This is a genomic window from Micromonospora sp. NPDC005206 (genome assembly GCF_040608175.1).
In the GTDB taxonomy this organism is placed as follows: domain Bacteria; phylum Actinomycetota; class Actinomycetes; order Mycobacteriales; family Micromonosporaceae; genus Micromonospora.
This window is the reverse complement of record NZ_JBEXHU010000032.1, coordinates 1-16,452: the sequence shown is the minus strand read 5'-3', so window position 1 is coordinate 16,452 and position 16,452 is coordinate 1. Positions and strand designations below refer to the sequence as shown.

The 16,452-nt window shown below is 73.5% G+C and carries 16 protein-coding genes and 1 tRNA gene; 4 read left to right on the top strand and 13 right to left on the bottom strand.

Translation table 11 applies throughout. From position 1 onward, the window contains the following. Window positions 1-133: 133 nt before the first annotated feature. The 3 genes from ABZU69_RS33430 to ABZU69_RS33420 all read right to left on the bottom strand — a co-directional run bounded on the left by ABZU69_RS33430 (window position 134) and on the right by ABZU69_RS33420 (window position 2,661). The gene (locus tag ABZU69_RS33430) at window positions 134-598 is read right to left on the bottom strand and encodes a MarR family transcriptional regulator (RefSeq protein ID WP_354968286.1); all 465 of its coding nucleotides are present in this window, start codon (window positions 596-598) and stop codon (window positions 134-136) included. A gap of 56 nt (window positions 599-654) precedes the next feature. Beyond that, window positions 655-1,833: a PP2C family protein-serine/threonine phosphatase gene (locus tag ABZU69_RS33425; RefSeq protein WP_354968285.1), complete on the bottom strand. Its 1,179-nt coding sequence runs from the start codon at window positions 1,831-1,833 to the stop codon at window positions 655-657. A gap of 81 nt (window positions 1,834-1,914) precedes the next feature. Then, on the bottom strand, window positions 1,915-2,661 hold the full coding sequence (locus ABZU69_RS33420; protein ID WP_354968284.1) for an SAM-dependent methyltransferase: 747 nt from the start codon (window positions 2,659-2,661) through the stop codon (window positions 1,915-1,917). A gap of 114 nt (window positions 2,662-2,775) precedes the next feature. Between ABZU69_RS33420 and ABZU69_RS33415 the strand changes: the two genes are divergently transcribed. From ABZU69_RS33415 to ABZU69_RS33405, 3 genes are all read left to right on the top strand, one after another. Further along, window positions 2,776-3,657 carry a universal stress protein gene (locus ABZU69_RS33415; protein WP_354968283.1) on the top strand — a complete coding sequence of 294 codons (882 nt, stop codon included), beginning with the start codon at window positions 2,776-2,778 and terminating at the stop codon, window positions 3,655-3,657. 71 nt (window positions 3,658-3,728) lie between these two features. Continuing rightward, on the top strand, window positions 3,729-3,941 hold the full coding sequence (locus ABZU69_RS33410) for a phosphatidylethanolamine-binding protein (RefSeq protein ID WP_354968282.1): 213 nt from the start codon (window positions 3,729-3,731) through the stop codon (window positions 3,939-3,941). After that, window positions 3,938-4,414: a hypothetical protein gene (locus tag ABZU69_RS33405; protein WP_354968281.1), complete on the top strand. Its 477-nt coding sequence runs from the start codon at window positions 3,938-3,940 to the stop codon at window positions 4,412-4,414. The genes ABZU69_RS33410 and ABZU69_RS33405 overlap by 4 nt, the downstream gene beginning before the upstream one ends. Here ABZU69_RS33405 and ABZU69_RS33400 read toward each other — a convergent pair. Next, complete coding sequence (locus ABZU69_RS33400) at window positions 4,411-4,617, bottom strand: hypothetical protein (RefSeq protein ID WP_354968280.1); 207 nt, start codon at window positions 4,615-4,617, stop codon at window positions 4,411-4,413. The genes ABZU69_RS33405 and ABZU69_RS33400 overlap by 4 nt on opposite strands. A 133-nt stretch (window positions 4,618-4,750) precedes the next feature. Between ABZU69_RS33400 and ABZU69_RS33395 the strand changes: the two genes are divergently transcribed. Further along, window positions 4,751-5,401 carry a hypothetical protein gene (locus ABZU69_RS33395; protein WP_354968279.1) on the top strand — a complete coding sequence of 217 codons (651 nt, stop codon included), beginning with the start codon at window positions 4,751-4,753 and terminating at the stop codon, window positions 5,399-5,401. Window positions 5,402-5,404: 3 nt separating this feature from the next. Here the strand turns inward: ABZU69_RS33395 and ABZU69_RS33390 are convergent, their stop codons facing one another. From ABZU69_RS33390 to fdh, 9 genes are all read right to left on the bottom strand, one after another. After that, window positions 5,405-5,590, bottom strand: a complete 186-nt coding sequence (locus tag ABZU69_RS33390; protein WP_089022156.1) for a hypothetical protein — start codon at window positions 5,588-5,590, stop codon at window positions 5,405-5,407. A gap of 92 nt (window positions 5,591-5,682) precedes the next feature. Further along, on the bottom strand, window positions 5,683-6,960 hold the full coding sequence (locus ABZU69_RS33385) for a hemolysin family protein (RefSeq protein ID WP_354968278.1): 1,278 nt from the start codon (window positions 6,958-6,960) through the stop codon (window positions 5,683-5,685). Window positions 6,961-7,043: 83 nt separating this feature from the next. Continuing rightward, window positions 7,044-7,241, bottom strand: coding sequence for a hypothetical protein (locus ABZU69_RS33380; RefSeq protein ID WP_354968277.1), 198 nt, complete (start codon window positions 7,239-7,241; stop codon window positions 7,044-7,046). Window positions 7,242-7,678: 437 nt separating this feature from the next. After that, entirely contained in the window at window positions 7,679-9,433 is a 1,755-nt protein-coding gene (gene selB, locus ABZU69_RS33375; protein ID WP_354968276.1) for a selenocysteine-specific translation elongation factor, read from the bottom strand. 2 nt (window positions 9,434-9,435) lie between these two features. Continuing rightward, window positions 9,436-10,740, bottom strand: a complete 1,305-nt coding sequence (gene selA / locus ABZU69_RS33370; RefSeq protein ID WP_354968275.1) for an L-seryl-tRNA(Sec) selenium transferase — start codon at window positions 10,738-10,740, stop codon at window positions 9,436-9,438. Between the two features lie 22 nt (window positions 10,741-10,762). Continuing rightward, window positions 10,763-10,858: transfer RNA gene (locus tag ABZU69_RS33365), tRNA-Sec, on the bottom strand. 38 nt (window positions 10,859-10,896) lie between these two features. After that, complete coding sequence (gene nrfD, locus ABZU69_RS33360; RefSeq protein WP_354968274.1) at window positions 10,897-12,030, bottom strand: NrfD/PsrC family molybdoenzyme membrane anchor subunit; 1,134 nt, start codon at window positions 12,028-12,030, stop codon at window positions 10,897-10,899. After that, on the bottom strand, window positions 12,027-12,986 hold the full coding sequence (locus ABZU69_RS33355; protein ID WP_354968311.1) for a 4Fe-4S dicluster domain-containing protein: 960 nt from the start codon (window positions 12,984-12,986) through the stop codon (window positions 12,027-12,029). Before ABZU69_RS33355 ends, nrfD begins: the two co-directional genes overlap by 4 nt. Then, window positions 12,979-16,251, bottom strand: coding sequence for a formate dehydrogenase (gene fdh / locus ABZU69_RS33350; RefSeq protein WP_354968273.1), 3,273 nt, complete (start codon window positions 16,249-16,251; stop codon window positions 12,979-12,981). The genes ABZU69_RS33355 and fdh overlap by 8 nt, the downstream gene beginning before the upstream one ends. Between the last annotated feature and the right edge of the window lie 201 nt (window positions 16,252-16,452).

Below are 16,452 nucleotides of genomic sequence, written 5' to 3'. Positions count from 1 at the left end.
CTGCCACTATATCGGGCTCTCGCCCCTGCCCCGGGTGCCGCGGCCCGCCGTTCGGTGCGGCTCTGCCGCACTGTGGCGTGGATCACCACGTGTAGAGCGTCCTAGGATACTAGTGGAAGGGCGTGGCGCGGAGTCAGGCGGTGCGTACCGCGGAGTCGGTCTGCTGCTCCGGCACCGCCTGGGTCGCCGCCCGACCGAACGCCAGCAACGCCAGCAGCAGGTCGTGCTGCACCCGCGGCGACATCCGGTCCAGTACGACCTGCACGGCGTGCTGCCGCCGTTCGGCCAACTCCCGCAGCAGGGTCTGCGCGGCGGCGGTCAGCACCAACCGCACCTCGCGCCGGTCCCGTGGATCGGCCACCCGGCGCAGCAGCCCGGTCGCCTCCAGGCGGTCGCAGAGGCGGCTGGCGGACGAGGGCACCACGTCCAGCAGCTCCGCCAACCGGTTGACGTTGGTCTCGGCCCGGCTGCTGATCAGCGTCAGGACCCGCAACTGGGTCGGCGGCACCTGGTGTCGCGACGCCGCCGACTCGAGCACGGCGATCAGCGTCTCGGCCGCCGTGTCGATCGCCGAGGCGAGATCCGCAGGTCGCTCCACCCGATGTCCCCTGCCGTCGTCGCGCTGGTGCCCGCCCGATGGAGCGGCGGCGACTTTCACCCGCCGTCCCGATCGCGCGGACCGTGCCAGTCCAGGCAGACCACGACGGCGTCGTCGCGCGGATCGGAGTCCACGTGGTAGGCATGCAGTTCGCGCATCACCGTACCAACCGCCTCGGTCGCGGGCTGCAACCGCGTGGCGCGCAGGGAACGGGTCATCACCCGCTGCCCGTACGGCTCCCGGCCCGCCGGCTCGGCGGCCCACACCCCGTCGCTGACCACGAAGACGCGGTCACCCGGTGCGAGCTGGAACTCCTGCAGCTCATAGCGAGTCTCGGCGAACATGCCGAGCGGCAGCTGCTGCTCCAGCTTCAGCGGCTCCACGACCGCGCCCCGCAGCCGGAACATCCGCGGCGACCCGGCGTCGACCGCCCGTACCCGCCCGGTGCCGGTGTCCAGCTCCAGCAGCAGGGTGGCCACGTGTCGGCGACCCCGGTGCTGGTAGAAGACCGTGTCCGAGGCCAGTTCCGCCTGCTCCACGAGGCCACCGCCGGAGCGGCGCGCGTTGCGCATCGCGTTCACGGTGACCGCGGTCAGCAGCGACGCGGCCAGGCCGCTGCCCTCGCCGTTGAGCACCGTCACGGTGAGCCGGTCACTGTCCAGTGACCAGTCGAAGTGGTCCCCGCCGACGGTGTACGCCGGTTCGAGCTGGCCAGCCAGATGGAATGCGGGATGCGCCACGCTGCGCCCGGGCAACCGGTCCCACTGCATCTCGGCGGCCATGGTCAGCCGCTCGCGGCGTCGGGCCCGGCGGTACCGGTCGGTCCCCCGGTCCGCGGCCCGCATCGCCATCGCCAGGGCACCGGCGATGTCGGTGCCGACGCCGGTGACGGCCGGGCCCGGTACGGCCGGCAGCTCGATCAGCAGCACGCCCAGCCGCTCCCCCCACACCGTCAGCGGCAGGTAGAGCCGGCACGGGCCCTCCTCGGCGGCGTCGCGTACCGGTTGCTGGCTGCTGAAACAGCGCTGCGCCATGGTGTGGCAGGCCAGGAACCCGGCCGCCGGCAGGTCCGGATCCAGCACCGGCCAGAGCCCGCTGATCCGGTAGTCGGCGACGAACACGTCGGTGCGCACCGCCTTGAGCGCCGAGCGGATCGCCCGGTCCGCGGCCTCGGCCAGCTGGTCGGGCGGGGCCTCGCGCAGCGCACGCGACACCACGTCCGGGGCGTCCACCATGGTCGTCCTCTCCAGAAGCTTGCTACAGGGCAAGCATCATACGGACGCCCACGGACCGCCCGTCGGCGCGGTCGCCGGAGGTCAGTCGCCGCCGCGGGTGGCCAGCACGCCGTGGAACGCGTCGGGCACCGGTGCGGGCGGGCCGTCCGGCCGCCACCGGTTGACCGGGACGATGCCGTCCGCCGTCGGCGCCCACCGACCCAGCAGCGGCGCGAACGCGGACGGCGCGCGCATCCGGAAGGTCGGTCCCATCATCGCCAGCGCCTCCGGATGATCAGCCAGCTCCTCGGTGTCGAAGTCCACGGCGAGCATGCTGCCCGGCGCCGCGGCGGCGTACAGCTCGTCGAGGGTGCGGGCCAGCGTGTCGTCGTCGAGGAACGCCGCCAGCCCGAGGAAGATCACCCCGACCGGCCGGCGGCCCCAGCCCGGGACGAAGCGGTGCAGCTGCGCCGGGTCGACGGTGCCGATGTCGGTGGCGTCCCCGAATCCGTAGCCGGCCCGGTCGCTGCCGGCGAGGATGCGCTGCCCCAGCCGGATGGTGACCGGGTCGACGTCGGTGTAGAGCACGGTGGCCTCGGCGGCCACCTCGTGCACGTTGCCCATCGTGGGCACTCCCGCGCCGAAGACGAGGAACCCGTCGACGCCCTGCCCGGCGATGGCCCGCACCGCCCGACCGAGAAAGGCCCGCAACTCCCGGAACACCGGCGCGCACGGCCCGTACGCCTGCTCGAACGCGGTCGCGGCGGCCACGTCGACGGGGAAGTGGTGATCCCCACCGAGCCAGAAGTCGATCATGCGGGCCGTGCTCGGCTGGTCCGGCTCACCCATCGACGACGCTCCCTCCCGGCTGGTCGTCGCCAGCGTACCGACCCGGACGCTCTGGGCAGTATCGCTCCGTCGGACCGTCCCCGCCGCGATACTGGTCCCGGGGGAGGTGGCCCGGTGAACTCGGCGCACAGCGCGGCCGTGGTGGTCGGCGTGGACGGCTCGGAGCCGTCCCTGCGCGCGGTCCGCCTCGCCGCCGCGGAGGCCGCCCGCCGACACCGGCCGCTGCGCGTGGTGCACGGGTTCATCTGGCCACTGCTGCGCGTGCCGGACTCCCCCGCCCCGGACGCTCCCCCCGGCGGCGGGCTGCGCCACCAGGCTGAGGAACTCGTCGCCGCCGCCGTGGCCGAGGCCGAAGCCACCGCACCCGGGCTGTCGATCTCCGGCGAGATCATCGACGGCGAGGCCTCCGCGGTGCTGGTGGGCGAATCCCCCACCGCCGCGCTCATCGTGCTCGGCGACCGCGGGCTGGGCGGATTCGCCTCGCTGGTGGTCGGGTCGGTGGCGGTGCAGGTCGCCGCGTACGCCGACTGCCCGGTGTTGGTGGCCCGCGGCGCGGAACGTCCCGACGAGCCGGTGCTGGTCGGGATGGACGGTTCGGCGGCGTCCCGGCTCGCCGCCGAGTTCGCCGCCGAGGCCGCCGTGGCGCGCGACGTGCCGCTGTTGGCGGTGCACGCCTACCGGCATCCGCCCAGCACCGGCCCCGGTGACATGCAACCCCTGGTGTACGACGAGGCGCGGCTGCACGGCGAGGAGGAGCGGGTGCTCACCGAGTCGCTGGCCGGGCTGACCGAGCGCTGTCTCGGGCTGCGGCTGACCTGGCGGGCGGTGCACGGCCGGGCCGGCACCGTGCTCGCCGAGGCGTCCGGCTCGGCCCAACTGGTGGTCGTCGGCGGGCAGGGGCGCGGCGAGGTGACCGGGTTGCTGCTGGGGTCGGTGAGCCAGTCGGTGCTGCACCACGCGCGGTGCCCCGTCGCCGTGGTGCGCGGTCCCCGCTGACACCCGGGGTTGGCCCGCGGCCAGACGGGTAGACGGCCGCGGTACGCCAACGGCGACGAAGGAGGCAGCAGATGCCAGGACCACGGCCGGGCAGCAACGCCTACGACAAGCAGCGGGCGCGGATGCGCAACGCGATCGACGACTCCGGACGGCGGGTGCCCGACGGCAAGGCCAACCAGGTCGCCAACCGGATCCTGCAGGAGGATCGCGGTCAACGGGGCGTGGTGCGCGGCGAGCGCACGTACGGCCCCAAGAGTGAGCGCAAACCAGGCGACCCGAAGTGAGGAGGGCCGACCTGGCCGACGGCGCCATCGCGGGCGCCGTCGGCAGCACCGCGCTCAACGTGGTCAGCTACCTGGACATTGCCCTGCGGGCGCGACCGGCGAGCAGCACCCCGGAGCAGACCGTCGACCGGCTGGCGAGGATCGCGCACGTACAGCTGGGATCCGGGGCCCCGGCGACGAACCGTCGCTCCGGCCTCGGGGCCCTGGTCGGCTACGGGCTGGGCGTCGCCGCCGGCGTCGCGTTCGCGCTCTACGCCCGTGGCCGGCGACAGCCGCTGCCGGTGGCCACCGGCGTGCTCGGCGCCGGCGTGATGACGATGACCGACGGGTCGATCACCGCGCTGGGCATCACCAACCCGCGCACCTGGCGGCGCTCCGACTGGATCGCCGACATCGTGCCGCACCTGGCGTACGGGCTGACGACCGCCGCCACCTGGAACAGGTTGCGGCGGCCGTCACGTGGCGGTCGTTAGATCCGGTTGTCGCTGTCGTCGTCGGCGATCGGCTCACCGGTCGGGCCGTACGGCGACACCTGGCCCTTGGGCACCGGCCGACCCGCGTCTCCACGAGACGAGCCGCGGTTCAGCGGGTGTCCGGTCGGGTTGGGCCCCTTGCTGTCCTGACTGGTGGCTCCCTTGGCGTTGCGCCGGAGCTCCTCCTGCTGCGGGTTGACCACGGGTGTCTCCCTCCGGGTATGGCAGGCGGCATCGACCGCCTCCACCGAACGCATACCCGCCCGACCCGTCGGCATTCCGGACCCGGTCACCGGCGGGAAGGCTAGCCGTCCACGGGGCGGGTACCCGTCGGACGTGGGCAACGACCGAACCGTGGCGCAGGTCCTGCTGGACCGCAGGAGCCACACCTACGCGGAGGACGCCGGCATCCGGCTCGCCGACCGACCCGGGCCGCTGTACCAGTTGCTGGTGCTGACCACCCTGCTGAGCACCCGGATCCGTGCCTGCGTGGCGGTGGACGCCGCGCGGGAGCTGTTCGCGGCCGGCTACCGCACACCGCAGGCGATGGAGGCGGCCAGTTGGCAGCAACGGGTCGACGCGCTGGGCCGGGGCCACTACCGCCGTTACGACGAGCGGACGGCCACCATGCTCGGCACCGGCGCCCGCCTGTGCCTGGACCGCTGGCACGGCGACCTGCGGCGGCTGCACGCGGAGGCCCGCGGTGACCCGGCCGGCCTGCGTCGCCGGCTCACCGAGTTCCCCGGCATCGGGCCCACCGGCGCGGACATCTACCTGCGCGAGGCGCAGACGGTCTGGTCCGACCTGCGCCCGTACGTCGACCGCCGGGCGTTGGCGGGGGCGAAGCGGCTGGGCCTGCCGGGCTCACCGGACGGGCTGGCCGGGCTGGTCGCCGAGCGAGACTTCGGCCGGCTCGCCTCGGCGCTGGTACGGGTGGCGCTCGGCGAGGAGTCCGCCGGTGAGGTCACCCGCGCCGCCACCGGCTGAGGCTCACTTGACGGTCTTGTCGCCCGGCCGGGTCAGGTGCCACACCAGCAGCGCGGCGAGCAGCGCCAGCACCACCAGCCCGCCGGAGATGCCCCGGCCCTCCTCGGGGCTGCGGCCGGCGGTGCCGAAATAGATCACCGCGAGGCCGGCCAGCACCGTGACGAACGTACGAAACCCTCGGTCCTTCACGTATCGCACCGTATGCGGGAGACATCCGCCGTGGGCGGATTCGACGGGGTTGTCCCCCGTCCGGGTGGCGCCCCGAAAGGCCGGCCGGCCAGTCAACGCTCCTCGGTGAACCCGCGCAGCCGCACGCGGCGGACCGCCCGGTCGGCGACCTCCACCACCTCCAGCGTCAGCCCGGGCAGCCGGACGGTCTCCCCCGGCTCGCCGGGCAGGTGACGGAGCCGGGCCAGCACCAACCCGGCCACCGTCGTGTACTCCCGCGACAGCGGGAAGCTCAACCGCACCCCCAGGTCGGGCAGGTCGTGCAGCGGAAAGTCACCGGGCACCAGCAGCGACCCGTCCGGCTCGCGAACGACTTCGTGCACGTCCCGGTCGGTCTCGTCGTACAACTCGCCGACCACCTCCGCCAGCAGGTCCTCCAGGGTGACCATGCCGTCGATGCCGCCGTGCTCGTCAACCACCAGGGCCAGCTGCTGGTGCTCCAGACGAAGCTGGCGCAGCGCGTCGGCGACCGGCAGCGTGACCGGCAGCAACAGCGGCGGGCGGGCCAGCTCCCCCACCGTGCCGTCGCCGGCCCGCACCAGGTCGCGGATGTGCACCACACCGATCACCTCGTCCAGGCCGCCGGGACCGATGACCGGCGCGCGGGACCGCCCGGCGACGGCGAGCCGTCGTACTCCCTCGCCGGCGGCCAGGGTGGCCGGCAGCGCGGTCACCTCCCGCCGGGCCACCAGGATCTCCCGCAGCGTCCGCCCGGCGATGTCGAACGCTCCGGTCAGGATCTCCCGCTGCTGGGCCGACAGGCCACGCTGACTGACCAGCATCTCGCGCAACTCCTCCTCGCTGGTCTCCTCCCGGCTGGCCTTCGGATTGCCACCAGCCAACCGGACCACGGCGTCGGTGGTCCGGCTGAGCAGCCACACCGCCGGCCGGGACAGCCGTGCGAGCAGGTCCAGCGGGCCGGCGCTGAGCAGCGCCCAGCGTTCCGCCCGCTGCATCGCCAACCGCTTCGGGGCCAGCTCACCGATCACCAGGGTGACGAACGTCAGCGCCACCGTCACCAGCACCACCGCGGCGGGGCGGGCCGCCGCGCCGAGGAAGCCGAGCGGGGCGACCAGCGGCTCGGCCAGCGACACCGCGGCGGCCGCCGAGGCGAGGAACCCGGCCAGGGTGATGCCGAGCTGGATGGTGGCCAGGTAGCGGTTCGGGTCGCGGGAGAGCCGCACCAGCCGGTCGCCGGCGCGGGTCCGCCGGCCCAACCGCCGCAGCTGCCCCTCGCGCAGCGTCACCAGCGCCATCTCGCTACCGGAGAGCGCGGCGTTGATCAGCACCAGCACGGCCACCAGCACCAACTGCCCCAGCTGAGCGCCCATCGCGTACCCCCGTCCCCCGCCTCAGGCCACTCAACCGCAGCGGGGCCGGTTGTGGGTCCGGTTTCCTGCCGGCCGGCGCCCGCTCAGTCGGTGTCCAGGTCGTCCAGGGAGATGGCGTGGGTCATCAGCCACCGCGCCAGCGCCGACATGCCGAACAACCAGAGCGGGGCGGACTCGGTGGGGCCGTTGGTGGCGTAGATGGCGAACCGCAGGTCCGGGGCGCGGTACGCCTCGATCCGCCACCGGTGCTGCCGATCCCGCCAGACCGCCGAAGGGTCCATGGCGTCACCGTAGGTGACGTTCGGAGATGTGGTGGCCGGTTGGGGACGGCTCGGCCATCCCCACACCCTGGCAGCCCGCCGCAATCCGATCAGCCCTCAATCACGCGCGGCAGGTCACGCGGCGCGATCTGCGGCGTCGGCCACGTCGCCGTAACGCTATGTCAGTCTCGAGTTTCACCGCCGGGCCTACTCCGCATCCTTTGCTCTGCTTAACAGGACGCAACACCAGGTCCGAAGTGCAGGAAGACCGAATCAACGCAACCGAGGCGACATCGCGTCGCATGACGGAACGTAACTGTTGCGCCGGTTGAAGCAGAGCAAAGGGACGCGACCAGGCGGGCGCGGCACCGCCACCGCCGCACACCGCGTCACCAACGGGCTTGCGGCGTTGCGCCCATCGTGAGCAGAGCACGCGGCTCGTGGGCCGAACGAGCCGCTCAGGTGACGACGACCCGGGCGTCGTCGGGCAGCCGGCGGGTCGCACCCCGCCGGTCGAGCAGCTCCAGCAACGGCACCGCCACCCGGCGGGTGGTGTCCAACGCCTGCCGGGCCGCGGAGAGGGTGAACGGCTGGGGCAGCCCGGCCAGCACCCGCACCGCGTCGTCGAGCGCGTCGGGGAGCAGCACCACAGTGTCGGCCAGCCGCAGCAACGCGCCGGCGCGCACCGCGGCCCCGATCTCCCGGGGGCCCAGGCCCAGGTCCACGAGGCGATCGGCTTCCGGGGCGCGGAACGGCCGGTCGGCGTACTCGGCGCGGACCCGCCGCACGGCCCGCGCCACCGGCTCAGGCAGCGCGCCGGCGCTCGCCTCGCCGACCCGGCCAGCGTGGATCCGCAGCGGCGGCCGGACCAGAGCCTCGACCAGCACCCGGTCGGGCAGTGCGAGACGCTGACACAGGGCGTCCACCGGCACCCCCGGCTCCAGCGGGTGCTCCCGGGCGTAGCGGGCAACCTCCTCGGCCAACTGGTCACCGAGTCGCCGCCAGTGCCCGGGATCGGCCAGCCAGTCGCCAGCCACCGGCGCGGCGTGCACCGGCACGCCCATCCGGACCAGCGTGCCGGACCGGACCAGTCGGCGGCGGCGCAGTTCGCCGGCCAGGTCGGGTCGGCCGTCCAGGTCGGCGAGGACCTGCGCGCGGGCGGCGGCGGCGCCCCGGCGGACCAGCGGCGGCGGGGCCACGTCCAGCACCCGCACCCCACCGGCCACCTGGTGCCGCCCCGGATCGCGCAGCAGCGCCCGGTCACCGACCAGCAGGGGCAGCGGGCGGGCCAACCGGAGCCGCACGGTGTCCGGGCCGAGCGGGCGGACCCGCACCGGCACCGCCGCCGACCCCACGTGCAGGGTGAGGGTGGCCGGCAGGTCGGCCGCCGGGTCGCCGGTGAGCCGGACGTCGACGAGGTCACTGCGGTGGAACCGACCCGGGGCGAGCAGCGCGTCGCCGCGGGCGAGCCGGTCGCGGGGCGTACCGCGCAGGTTGACCGCCACCCGCGCCACCGCCGCCACCTCGGGACGGGCCTGGCCGAGCGAGTGCAGGCCGCGTACCCGGACCGGTTCGTCACTGCCGGCCAACTCCAACTCGTCACCAACCCGCAAGCGGCCGGCGCCGAGCGTGCCGGTGACCACGGTGCCGCTGCCCCGCACGGTGAAGCTGCGGTCGACCCAGAGCCGGACCGGGTCATCCACCGTAGGGGCCGGCAGCCCGGCGGCGAGCCGGTCCAGGGCGGCGCGCAGCTCCGGCAGGCCGGCGCCGGTCAGCCCGCTGACCGCCACCGTCTCCACCGCGCCGAGACTCGTCGCCGCGATCTCGGCCCGGGCCCGGGCCGTCGCGGGCCCCGGATCGGCCAGGTCCGCGCGGGTCACCGCCAGCAGGCCGTACGCGACGCCGAGCGCGTCCAGCGCCGCCAGGTGCTCGGCGGACTGCGGCATCCACCCCTCGTCGGCGGCAACCACGATCAGCGCCGCCGGCACCGGGCCGACCCCGGCGAGCATGTTCGGCACGAATCGCTCGTGACCGGGTACGTCGACGAACGCGACCGTGCCGCCGGACGGCAGAGTCGTCCAGGCGAAACCCAAATCGATGGTCATCCCCCGGCGGCGTTCCTCGGCCCACCGGTCGGGCTCCATCCCGGTCAACGCGCGGACCAGGGTCGACTTGCCATGGTCGACGTGCCCCGCGGTGGCGACGACGAACACGGTCAGTCGTCCCCGGGTACGCGCAGCACGGCCGCCCGGACCGTCTCGTCATCCGTGGCGGGTACGCAGCGCAGGTCGAGCAGGAGCCGGCCACGCACCACCCGGCCGAGCACCGGCTGCTCGCCGGTGCGCAGCGGAGCGGCGTACCGCTCGGGCAGGCTCAGCGCCCAGGAGTCCAGCTCCACCCCGGGAGCGCCGCCACCGCCGACCACGGCGACGGCCGGCACCACCTCCGCCTTGCGGCCGTCCACGCCGAGACGGTCGCGCAGCCGCTCCACCCGCTCACGCAGGACCCCCGGGTCGGCGTGCAGCGCGAGCCGGGTCGGCGTGTCCGGGCTCTGCAGAGTGGCGGCCAGCGCGGCCAGGGTGAGTTTGTCCACGCGCAACGCCCGCGCCAGCGGATGGCGGCGCAGCCGGTCGACCAGCTCGGCGTCGCCGAGCAGCAGCCCCGCCTGCGGGCCGCCGAGCAGCTTGTCGCCGCTGGCGGTGACCAGCGTGGCGCCGGCGCGCAGCGTGCCGGCCGCGTCGGGCTCGTCGGGCAGCAGTGGATCCGGGACGAGCAGCCCCGAACCGATGTCGACGACCACCGGCACACCCAGGGTGGCCAGCTGCCGTACCGGGGTGGCCGAGGTGAAACCGGTGACCTGGAAGTTCGACGGGTGCACCTTGAGCACGAAGCCGGTCCTCGGGCCGAGCGCGGCCGCGTAGTCGGCGAGGGTGGTGCGGTTGGTGGTGCCCACCTCCCGCAGCCGGGCGCCGGTGCTCTCCAGCAGGTCGGGCAGGCGGAAACCGTCGCCGATCTCGACCAGCTCGCCCCGGCTGACCACGATCTCCCGGCCGGCGGCCAACGCGGTGGCGGCCAGCACCAGGGCGGCGGCGCCGTTGTTGACCACGTGCACGGCGCCCGCGTCCGGTACGGCAGCGGCCAGCGCGTCGAGCGCGTCGCGGCCGCGGCGGGCCCGCCGCCCGGTGCTCAGGTCCAGCTCCACGTCGGTGTGCCCGGCGGCGGCCACGATCGCGGCGACCGCGGTGGGCGACAGCGGCGCCCGACCCAGATTGGTGTGCAGCACGACGCCGGTGGCGTTGAGCACCGCGCGGGGGCCGGGTGCGGGCAGCGCGGCGACGGCCGCGTCACGCACCTCGTCGGGGCCGATCTCGCCGCGGCGGGCCCGCTCCTGCGCCCGGCCGACGACCGCCTTCACCCGGTCCCGGCCGAGCGTCGCGGTGGCCGCGGCCAGCCGCGGGTCGGCGAGCAGCGTGTCGGTGCCGGGCACCCGGCGCCGCGGGTCCACCGGGCCGTCGCCCATCGCGTCATCTCCTGCCGCCTGTTGGCGGAAGCGGACGGGAATCGAACCCGCCTGGCCCGGGTCCCGGACCACACCGGTTTTGAAGACCGGGAGGGGCACCAGCCGCCTGAACGCCTCCATCGGACATTCGATCACAGCGCGGGCGGGACCGCCCGGTCAGGTGACAGATCCGCCCTCGGTCCGGCGGGCTTCGAGCCGCTCGCGCTGCGGCACCACCGTGTAGCGGGGGTCACGGGCGGACGCGACGCCGCCGTAGAAGATGCCGAACCGGGTCGCGACGGAAGCGGCCAGCAGAGCGGCACCGGAGAACGCGCCGACCACCCGGCTGCGCCGGCCGACCAGAGCGCCGGCCACCCCGGCCGCGGTCAGCAGCCGACCGGCGCGCAGCAACCGACCAGGCCGGCCCCGCCGGTACGGCTCGCTGAGCAGGCCGAGGCGGGTTTCCACCCGGTGCGCGCCGTACAGTTCCATGGCCGCGCCGGCCACCGCCATCCGGCGGGCCGGCCCAGCCTCGGCCGGCGGCGCGGCGAGCAGACCCACGCCGGCGCCGCTGGCCAGGGCGCTGCCCGCGAAGATGACCGGCAGCTCCGGGTACGCCTCGTGCCACGACGGCACGGCCGTGTCGGCGAGCAGCACGCCGGTGTACGTGGCCAGCGCGGGCGCGGTGCCGGCGGCGAGCAGCCCGGCCGCGTGCCCGACCGGCGGCAGCGCCCGGCGGACCAGCCCGAGCAGCCCGCGCCGGGGCAGCCAGCCGGAGGCCTCGGCGATCGCGGCGACCCCGGCCGCCGGCCCGAAGGCGGTGAGGATCCAGGTGCCCATCGACATCGGCGAGGTGGGCTTGGCGATCCGGAGCATGTGGTGGAACCGGGCCGGCCTGCCCAGGTCCCGGACCAGGAAGACGGCGCTGGCGCTGACGGCGGCCAGCGCGGTGACCCGGCCGGCCCGGCGCAGCACCGGTCGGCCGGTGAGCTGCCCGCCCGCGGCGAGCAGCGACGAGCCGGCGGCCAGCCCGCCGGTGAACAGGTACGCGGCGATGTCCCACTTCCAGACCGGCGCCTTCAGGACCGGCCGGCCATAGTACGAGGTGAACTCGGCCTCCGGCACCCGCAGTTCCTCGCCACCGCCGCGACGACCACCACGCCGGCCCTTGTGTTCGGCGTTGCGCTGCGGCTGCGGGGTCACGTCCGCGTCGGCGCCGCCCGGCCGGCCCTGGATGCTCGTCTCCGGCCGGTCCAGCCGGTCGCGGAAGCGGCGGAACAGGTCGCCCACCTCCGGGTGGTGCGGACTCACGAGGAACCTCCGACGAACGCGGCGACGGTGGCCGCCGCCATGGCCAGTGCGGCGAGCCCGGCGCGTTTCCACATGGCCGGCAGATCGCGGGTGGTCACGATCGGGTCCGGCGGCAGCCCGTACACCTCCGGCTCATCCAACAACAGGAAGAACGCCCCATCACCACCCACCCCGTCGTTCGGGTCATGCCCGTACAGCCGTGCCTCGGGTACTCCGCGCTCGTGCAGCGTCGCGACCCGTGTGGCGGCCCGCTCCCGCAGCTCGTCGAGGGGCCCGTACTGGATCGACTCGGTCGGGCACGCCTGCGCACACGCCGGGGTCATGCCCGCGCCGAGCCGGTCGTAGCAGAGCGTGCACTTCCAGGCCCGACCGTCGTCCTTGCGCTGGTCGATCACGCCGTACGGGCAGGCGGAGATGCAGTAGCCACAGCCGTTGCAGATGTCCTCCTGCACCACGACGGTGCCGAACTCGGTGCGGAAGAGCGAGCCGGTCGGGCACACGTCCAGGCACGCGGCGTGGGTGCAGTGCTTGCACACGTCGGACATCATCAGCCAGCGGAAATCGGTGCGTTGCTCCGCGCCGGTGCCCCGACCCGGCGGCTGCGCACCCGGCATCCCGAGGAACTCCGGCCCCCGGCCGTCGCCGCGGGTGCCACTGTCACCGCGAGGGCCACCCGGGGCGATGGGAGTGCCGAGCACGTCGGGGCGGGGCTGCTCGATGAACGCGACATGCCGCCACGAGTTCGCGGTCAGCGCGCCCGTGTTGTCGTACGACATGCCGAGCAGGTCCAGGCCGGAGCCGGGCACCCCGTTCCACTCCTTGCAGGCCACCTCGCAGGCCTTGCAGCCGATGCAGACGCTGGTGTCGGTGAAGAACCCCATCCGCGGCGGCGCGGTCGACCAACCGGCGTCCGGTGCCGGATCCAGCGGCCCGTACAGGCTGTTCGGGTCAGGAATCACCGCGCCCCTCCCCGTCGCTGTCGGTGGTGATCACCGGGGCGTTGCGGCCCGGCGTGATTCCCGCCCGCCGCTGATACTCGGCCACCAGGTCGAGCAGCTCCGGGCCGGTGGGCCGGCGGCCGGCCCGGACGTCGCAGGTGCCGACCTTGCTCTCCTGGATCAGGACGTTGGGGTCGAGGCTGATCCCGAACAGGTCGTTGGCCGAGTCGCCGGTCACCAGGCCCTCGAAACCGAAGTGGTACGGCAACCACACCTGGTGGATGATCCGCCCGTCCACCCGCAACGGCGTCAACCGGTCCGTCACCAGCACCTTCGCCTCGATGGCGGCGCGGCCGCTGATCAGGTGGGCCCAGCCCAGGTGCGTCAACCCGACCTCGGCGGCCAACTCCGGCGACACCTCGACGAACATCTCCGGCTGCAGCTCGGCCAGCGGACGGACCGTCCGACTCATGCCGCCGGCCGTGTGGTGTTCGGTGAGCCGGCTGACCGTGAACACGTACGGGAAGACCTGACTGTGCTCCTGCGGCGGGCTCGGGTTCACCGAGTTGGCCGGATGGGCGTACATCTTGCGGGTCGGGTTGGCCTGCTGCCGGTAGAGCGGGTTACGTACCGGCGACTCGACCGGCTCGTAGTGCGTGGGCAACGGCCCGTCCAGGACCCCGCTGGGCGCGTACAGCCAGCCCTTGCCGTCGCCCTGCATGACGAACGGGTCGTCGCCGGCGATGCCCTCGGTGCCGGACGTACCCGGGGGCGGCCGGTACGACGGTGGTTTGGTCTTCTCGAAGTCCGGCACGTCGTAGCCGGTCCACTCGCCCTTGTCCGGATCCCACCAGACGTAGCGTTTGCGCTCGCTCCACGGGTTGCCGTCCGGGTCGGCCGAGGCCCGGTTGTAGAGGATGCGACGGTTCGCCGGCCACGCCCAGCCCCACTCGGCGGCCACCCAGTCCTGCTCGTGGCGAGACTTGCGCCGGGCCGCCTGGTTCACCCCGTCCGCGTAGACACCGGTGTAGATCCAGCAGCCGATTGCGGTGGAGCCGTCCGCGCGGGCCTCGCCGAACGAGGACAGTGGGCGGCCGGTCGACACGTCGTACCCGTTGATTTCGCGCAGCACCGATTCGCCGCTCGGCTCGGCGTGCGGGCCGTGCGTGGGGTAGTCCCAGGTGAGGTCGAGCAGCGCCCGGTCGCGTGGCAGCTCCGACCCGGCCAGCTTCTCCCGCAGCTTTCGGCCGAGGTGGTAGAAGAACCACAGCTCGGAACGGGCGTCGCCGGGCGGTTCGACGGCCTTCTCCCGCCACTGCAACAGCCGCTGCGTCTGCGTGAAGCTGCCCTCCTTCTCCACATGCGAGGCCGCGGGCAGGAAGAACACTTCGGTACGGCACTCTTCCGGCACGATCTCGCCGGTGGCCACCTCGGGGCCGTTCTGCCAGAACGTCGCACTCTCAATCATGAACAGGTCGCGGACGACCAGCCAGTCCAGGTTCGCCATGCCGAGGCGCTGCGCCCGCCCGTGCGCCGAACCGACCGCCGGGTTCTGCCCGAGCAGGAAGTATCCCTTGATCTTCCCGTCGATCATGTTCAGCACCTGCTGGTAGGTGCCGTGGTCGCCAGTCATCCGGGGCAGGTAGCCGTAACAGAAGTCGTTCTCGGCGGTGGCCGCGTCCCCCCAGTACGCCTTGAGCAGGCTCGCCGCGAACGAGCGGGCGTTGCCCCAGAAGCCCTTCTGCCCCGGGTGGCGGATGCTGTCCACCCACTCGTCGAACGTCGGGTGGTCGGCGTGGTGTGGCATCGGCAGGTAACCGGGCAGGAGGTTGAACAGCGTCGGGATGTCCGTGGAGCCCTGGATGCTGGCGTGCCCGCGCAGCGCCATCACTCCGCCGCCTGGGCGACCCATGTTGCCCAGCAGCAGCTGGATGATCGCGCCCGTGCGGATGTACTGCACGCCCACGCTGTGCTGCGTCCAGCCCACCGAGTAGATGAGCATGCCGGTGCGTTCCCGGCCGGAGTTCCGCGTCCAGGCCTCGGCCAGCTCCAGGAACTTCTCCTGGGAGATGCCGCAGACCCGCTCGACCATCTCCGGCGTGTAGCGGGCGAAGTGCCGCTTGAGGATCTGGTAAACGCAGCGTGGGTGCTGCAACGTCTCGTCGCGGCGGGTCTGCCCGCCCACCTCCGCGCCGTGCGACTCATGGCGCAGGCCGGCGGCGGTGTCCCGTTCCTTCGCGGTGTGGCCGCTGCCAGACGAGTTCTCGTGCCCCTCGTACTGCCAGCTGTCCTGCACGTAGCTGCCGGTCGCCGGGTCGAAGCCGGAGAAGAACCCGTCGCCTTCCTCGGTGTCGGTGAACTGCTCGCTGACGATCGTCGCCGCGTTGGTGTACGACAGCACGTACTCCCGGAAATCCAGCTCGTTGTCCAGGATGTACCGCACCACCCCGCCCAGCAGGGCGATGTCGGTGCCCGCCCGGATCGGCAGGTAGGCGTCCGCCACCGCGCTGGTCCGGGTGAACCGCGGGTCCACGTGGAAGACCTTCGCGCCCCGACGCTTCGCCTCCATCACCCACTGGAAGCCCACCGGATGCGCCTCGGCCATGTTCGAACCCTGAATGACGATGACGTCAGCGTTGGCGATGTCCTGCTGAAAATCCGTCGCACCGCCACGACCGAAGCTGGCCCCCAGACCGGGGACGGTGGCGGAGTGTCAAATACGGGCCTGGTTCTCGATCTGCAGCGCCCCCATCGCGGTGAACAACTTCTTGATGAGGTAGTTCTCCTCGTTGTCCAGCGTCGCCCCACCCAGGCTGGAGATGCCCAGCGTCCGGTTGAGCGGCCGGCCCTCGCCGTCGACGTCCTCCCAGGTCTGCTCGCGGGCGGCAAGCAACCGGTCGGCGATCATGTCGAGCGCGGTGTCGAGCTCCAGATCCTCCCACTGCGTGGAGTACGGCCGGCGGTAGCGAACCTTCGTCTGCCGCAACGGGCTGGTCACCAGGCTCTTGCTGGCCGAACCCTTCGGACAGAGCCGGCCCCGCGAGATCGGGCTGTCCGGGTCGCCCTCGATCTGGGTGACCTGCCCGTCCTTCACGAACACCCGCTGACCGCAACCCACCGCGCAGTACGGGCAGACCGAGCGGGCCACGCTGTCGGCGTCCTCGGTGCGGGGGGTCAACTCCGCCGAGCGGGCAGACTGCGCCGCGGCGCCCCGACCCAGCGGGTCCGTGCCGGTGAGCTGCCGGTAGACCGGCCAACCCTCGATGAAGGTCCGCAGACCCATCCCCGACACCCCCTCCCACGCGAGCGACCCCATGAACATAGGTCAACCGAGGCATGTTCGCGAACCGAGGAACCGGCAACTGACGCACACAACGCCGCCCCTGGCCGGTGGGCTGGGGGCGGCGTTGGTGTCGGTGTGCAGGTCGCCTCTCGGCGAGTGGCGCGACGCGGTTCCAGCCGAACGGTATTCCGCGAGGGCGAT

What these genes read in the sequence shown, in the direction of transcription:
- ABZU69_RS33410 (WP_354968282.1), top strand. Translation starts at nt 3,729, where the DNA reads ATGCCAGGACCACGGCCGGGCAGCAACGCCTACGACAAGCAGCGGGCG.
- ABZU69_RS33385 (WP_354968278.1), bottom strand. Translation starts at nt 6,960, where the DNA reads ATGGGCGCTCAGCTGGGGCAGTTGGTGCTGGTGGCCGTGCTGGTGCTG.
- selA (WP_354968275.1), bottom strand. Translation starts at nt 10,740, where the DNA reads ATGGGCGACGGCCCGGTGGACCCGCGGCGCCGGGTGCCCGGCACCGAC.
- ABZU69_RS33425 (WP_354968285.1), bottom strand. Translation starts at nt 1,833, where the DNA reads ATGGTGGACGCCCCGGACGTGGTGTCGCGTGCGCTGCGCGAGGCCCCG.
- ABZU69_RS33380 (WP_354968277.1), bottom strand. Translation starts at nt 7,241, where the DNA reads ATGGACCCTTCGGCGGTCTGGCGGGATCGGCAGCACCGGTGGCGGATC.
- ABZU69_RS33420 (WP_354968284.1), bottom strand. Translation starts at nt 2,661, where the DNA reads ATGGGTGAGCCGGACCAGCCGAGCACGGCCCGCATGATCGACTTCTGG.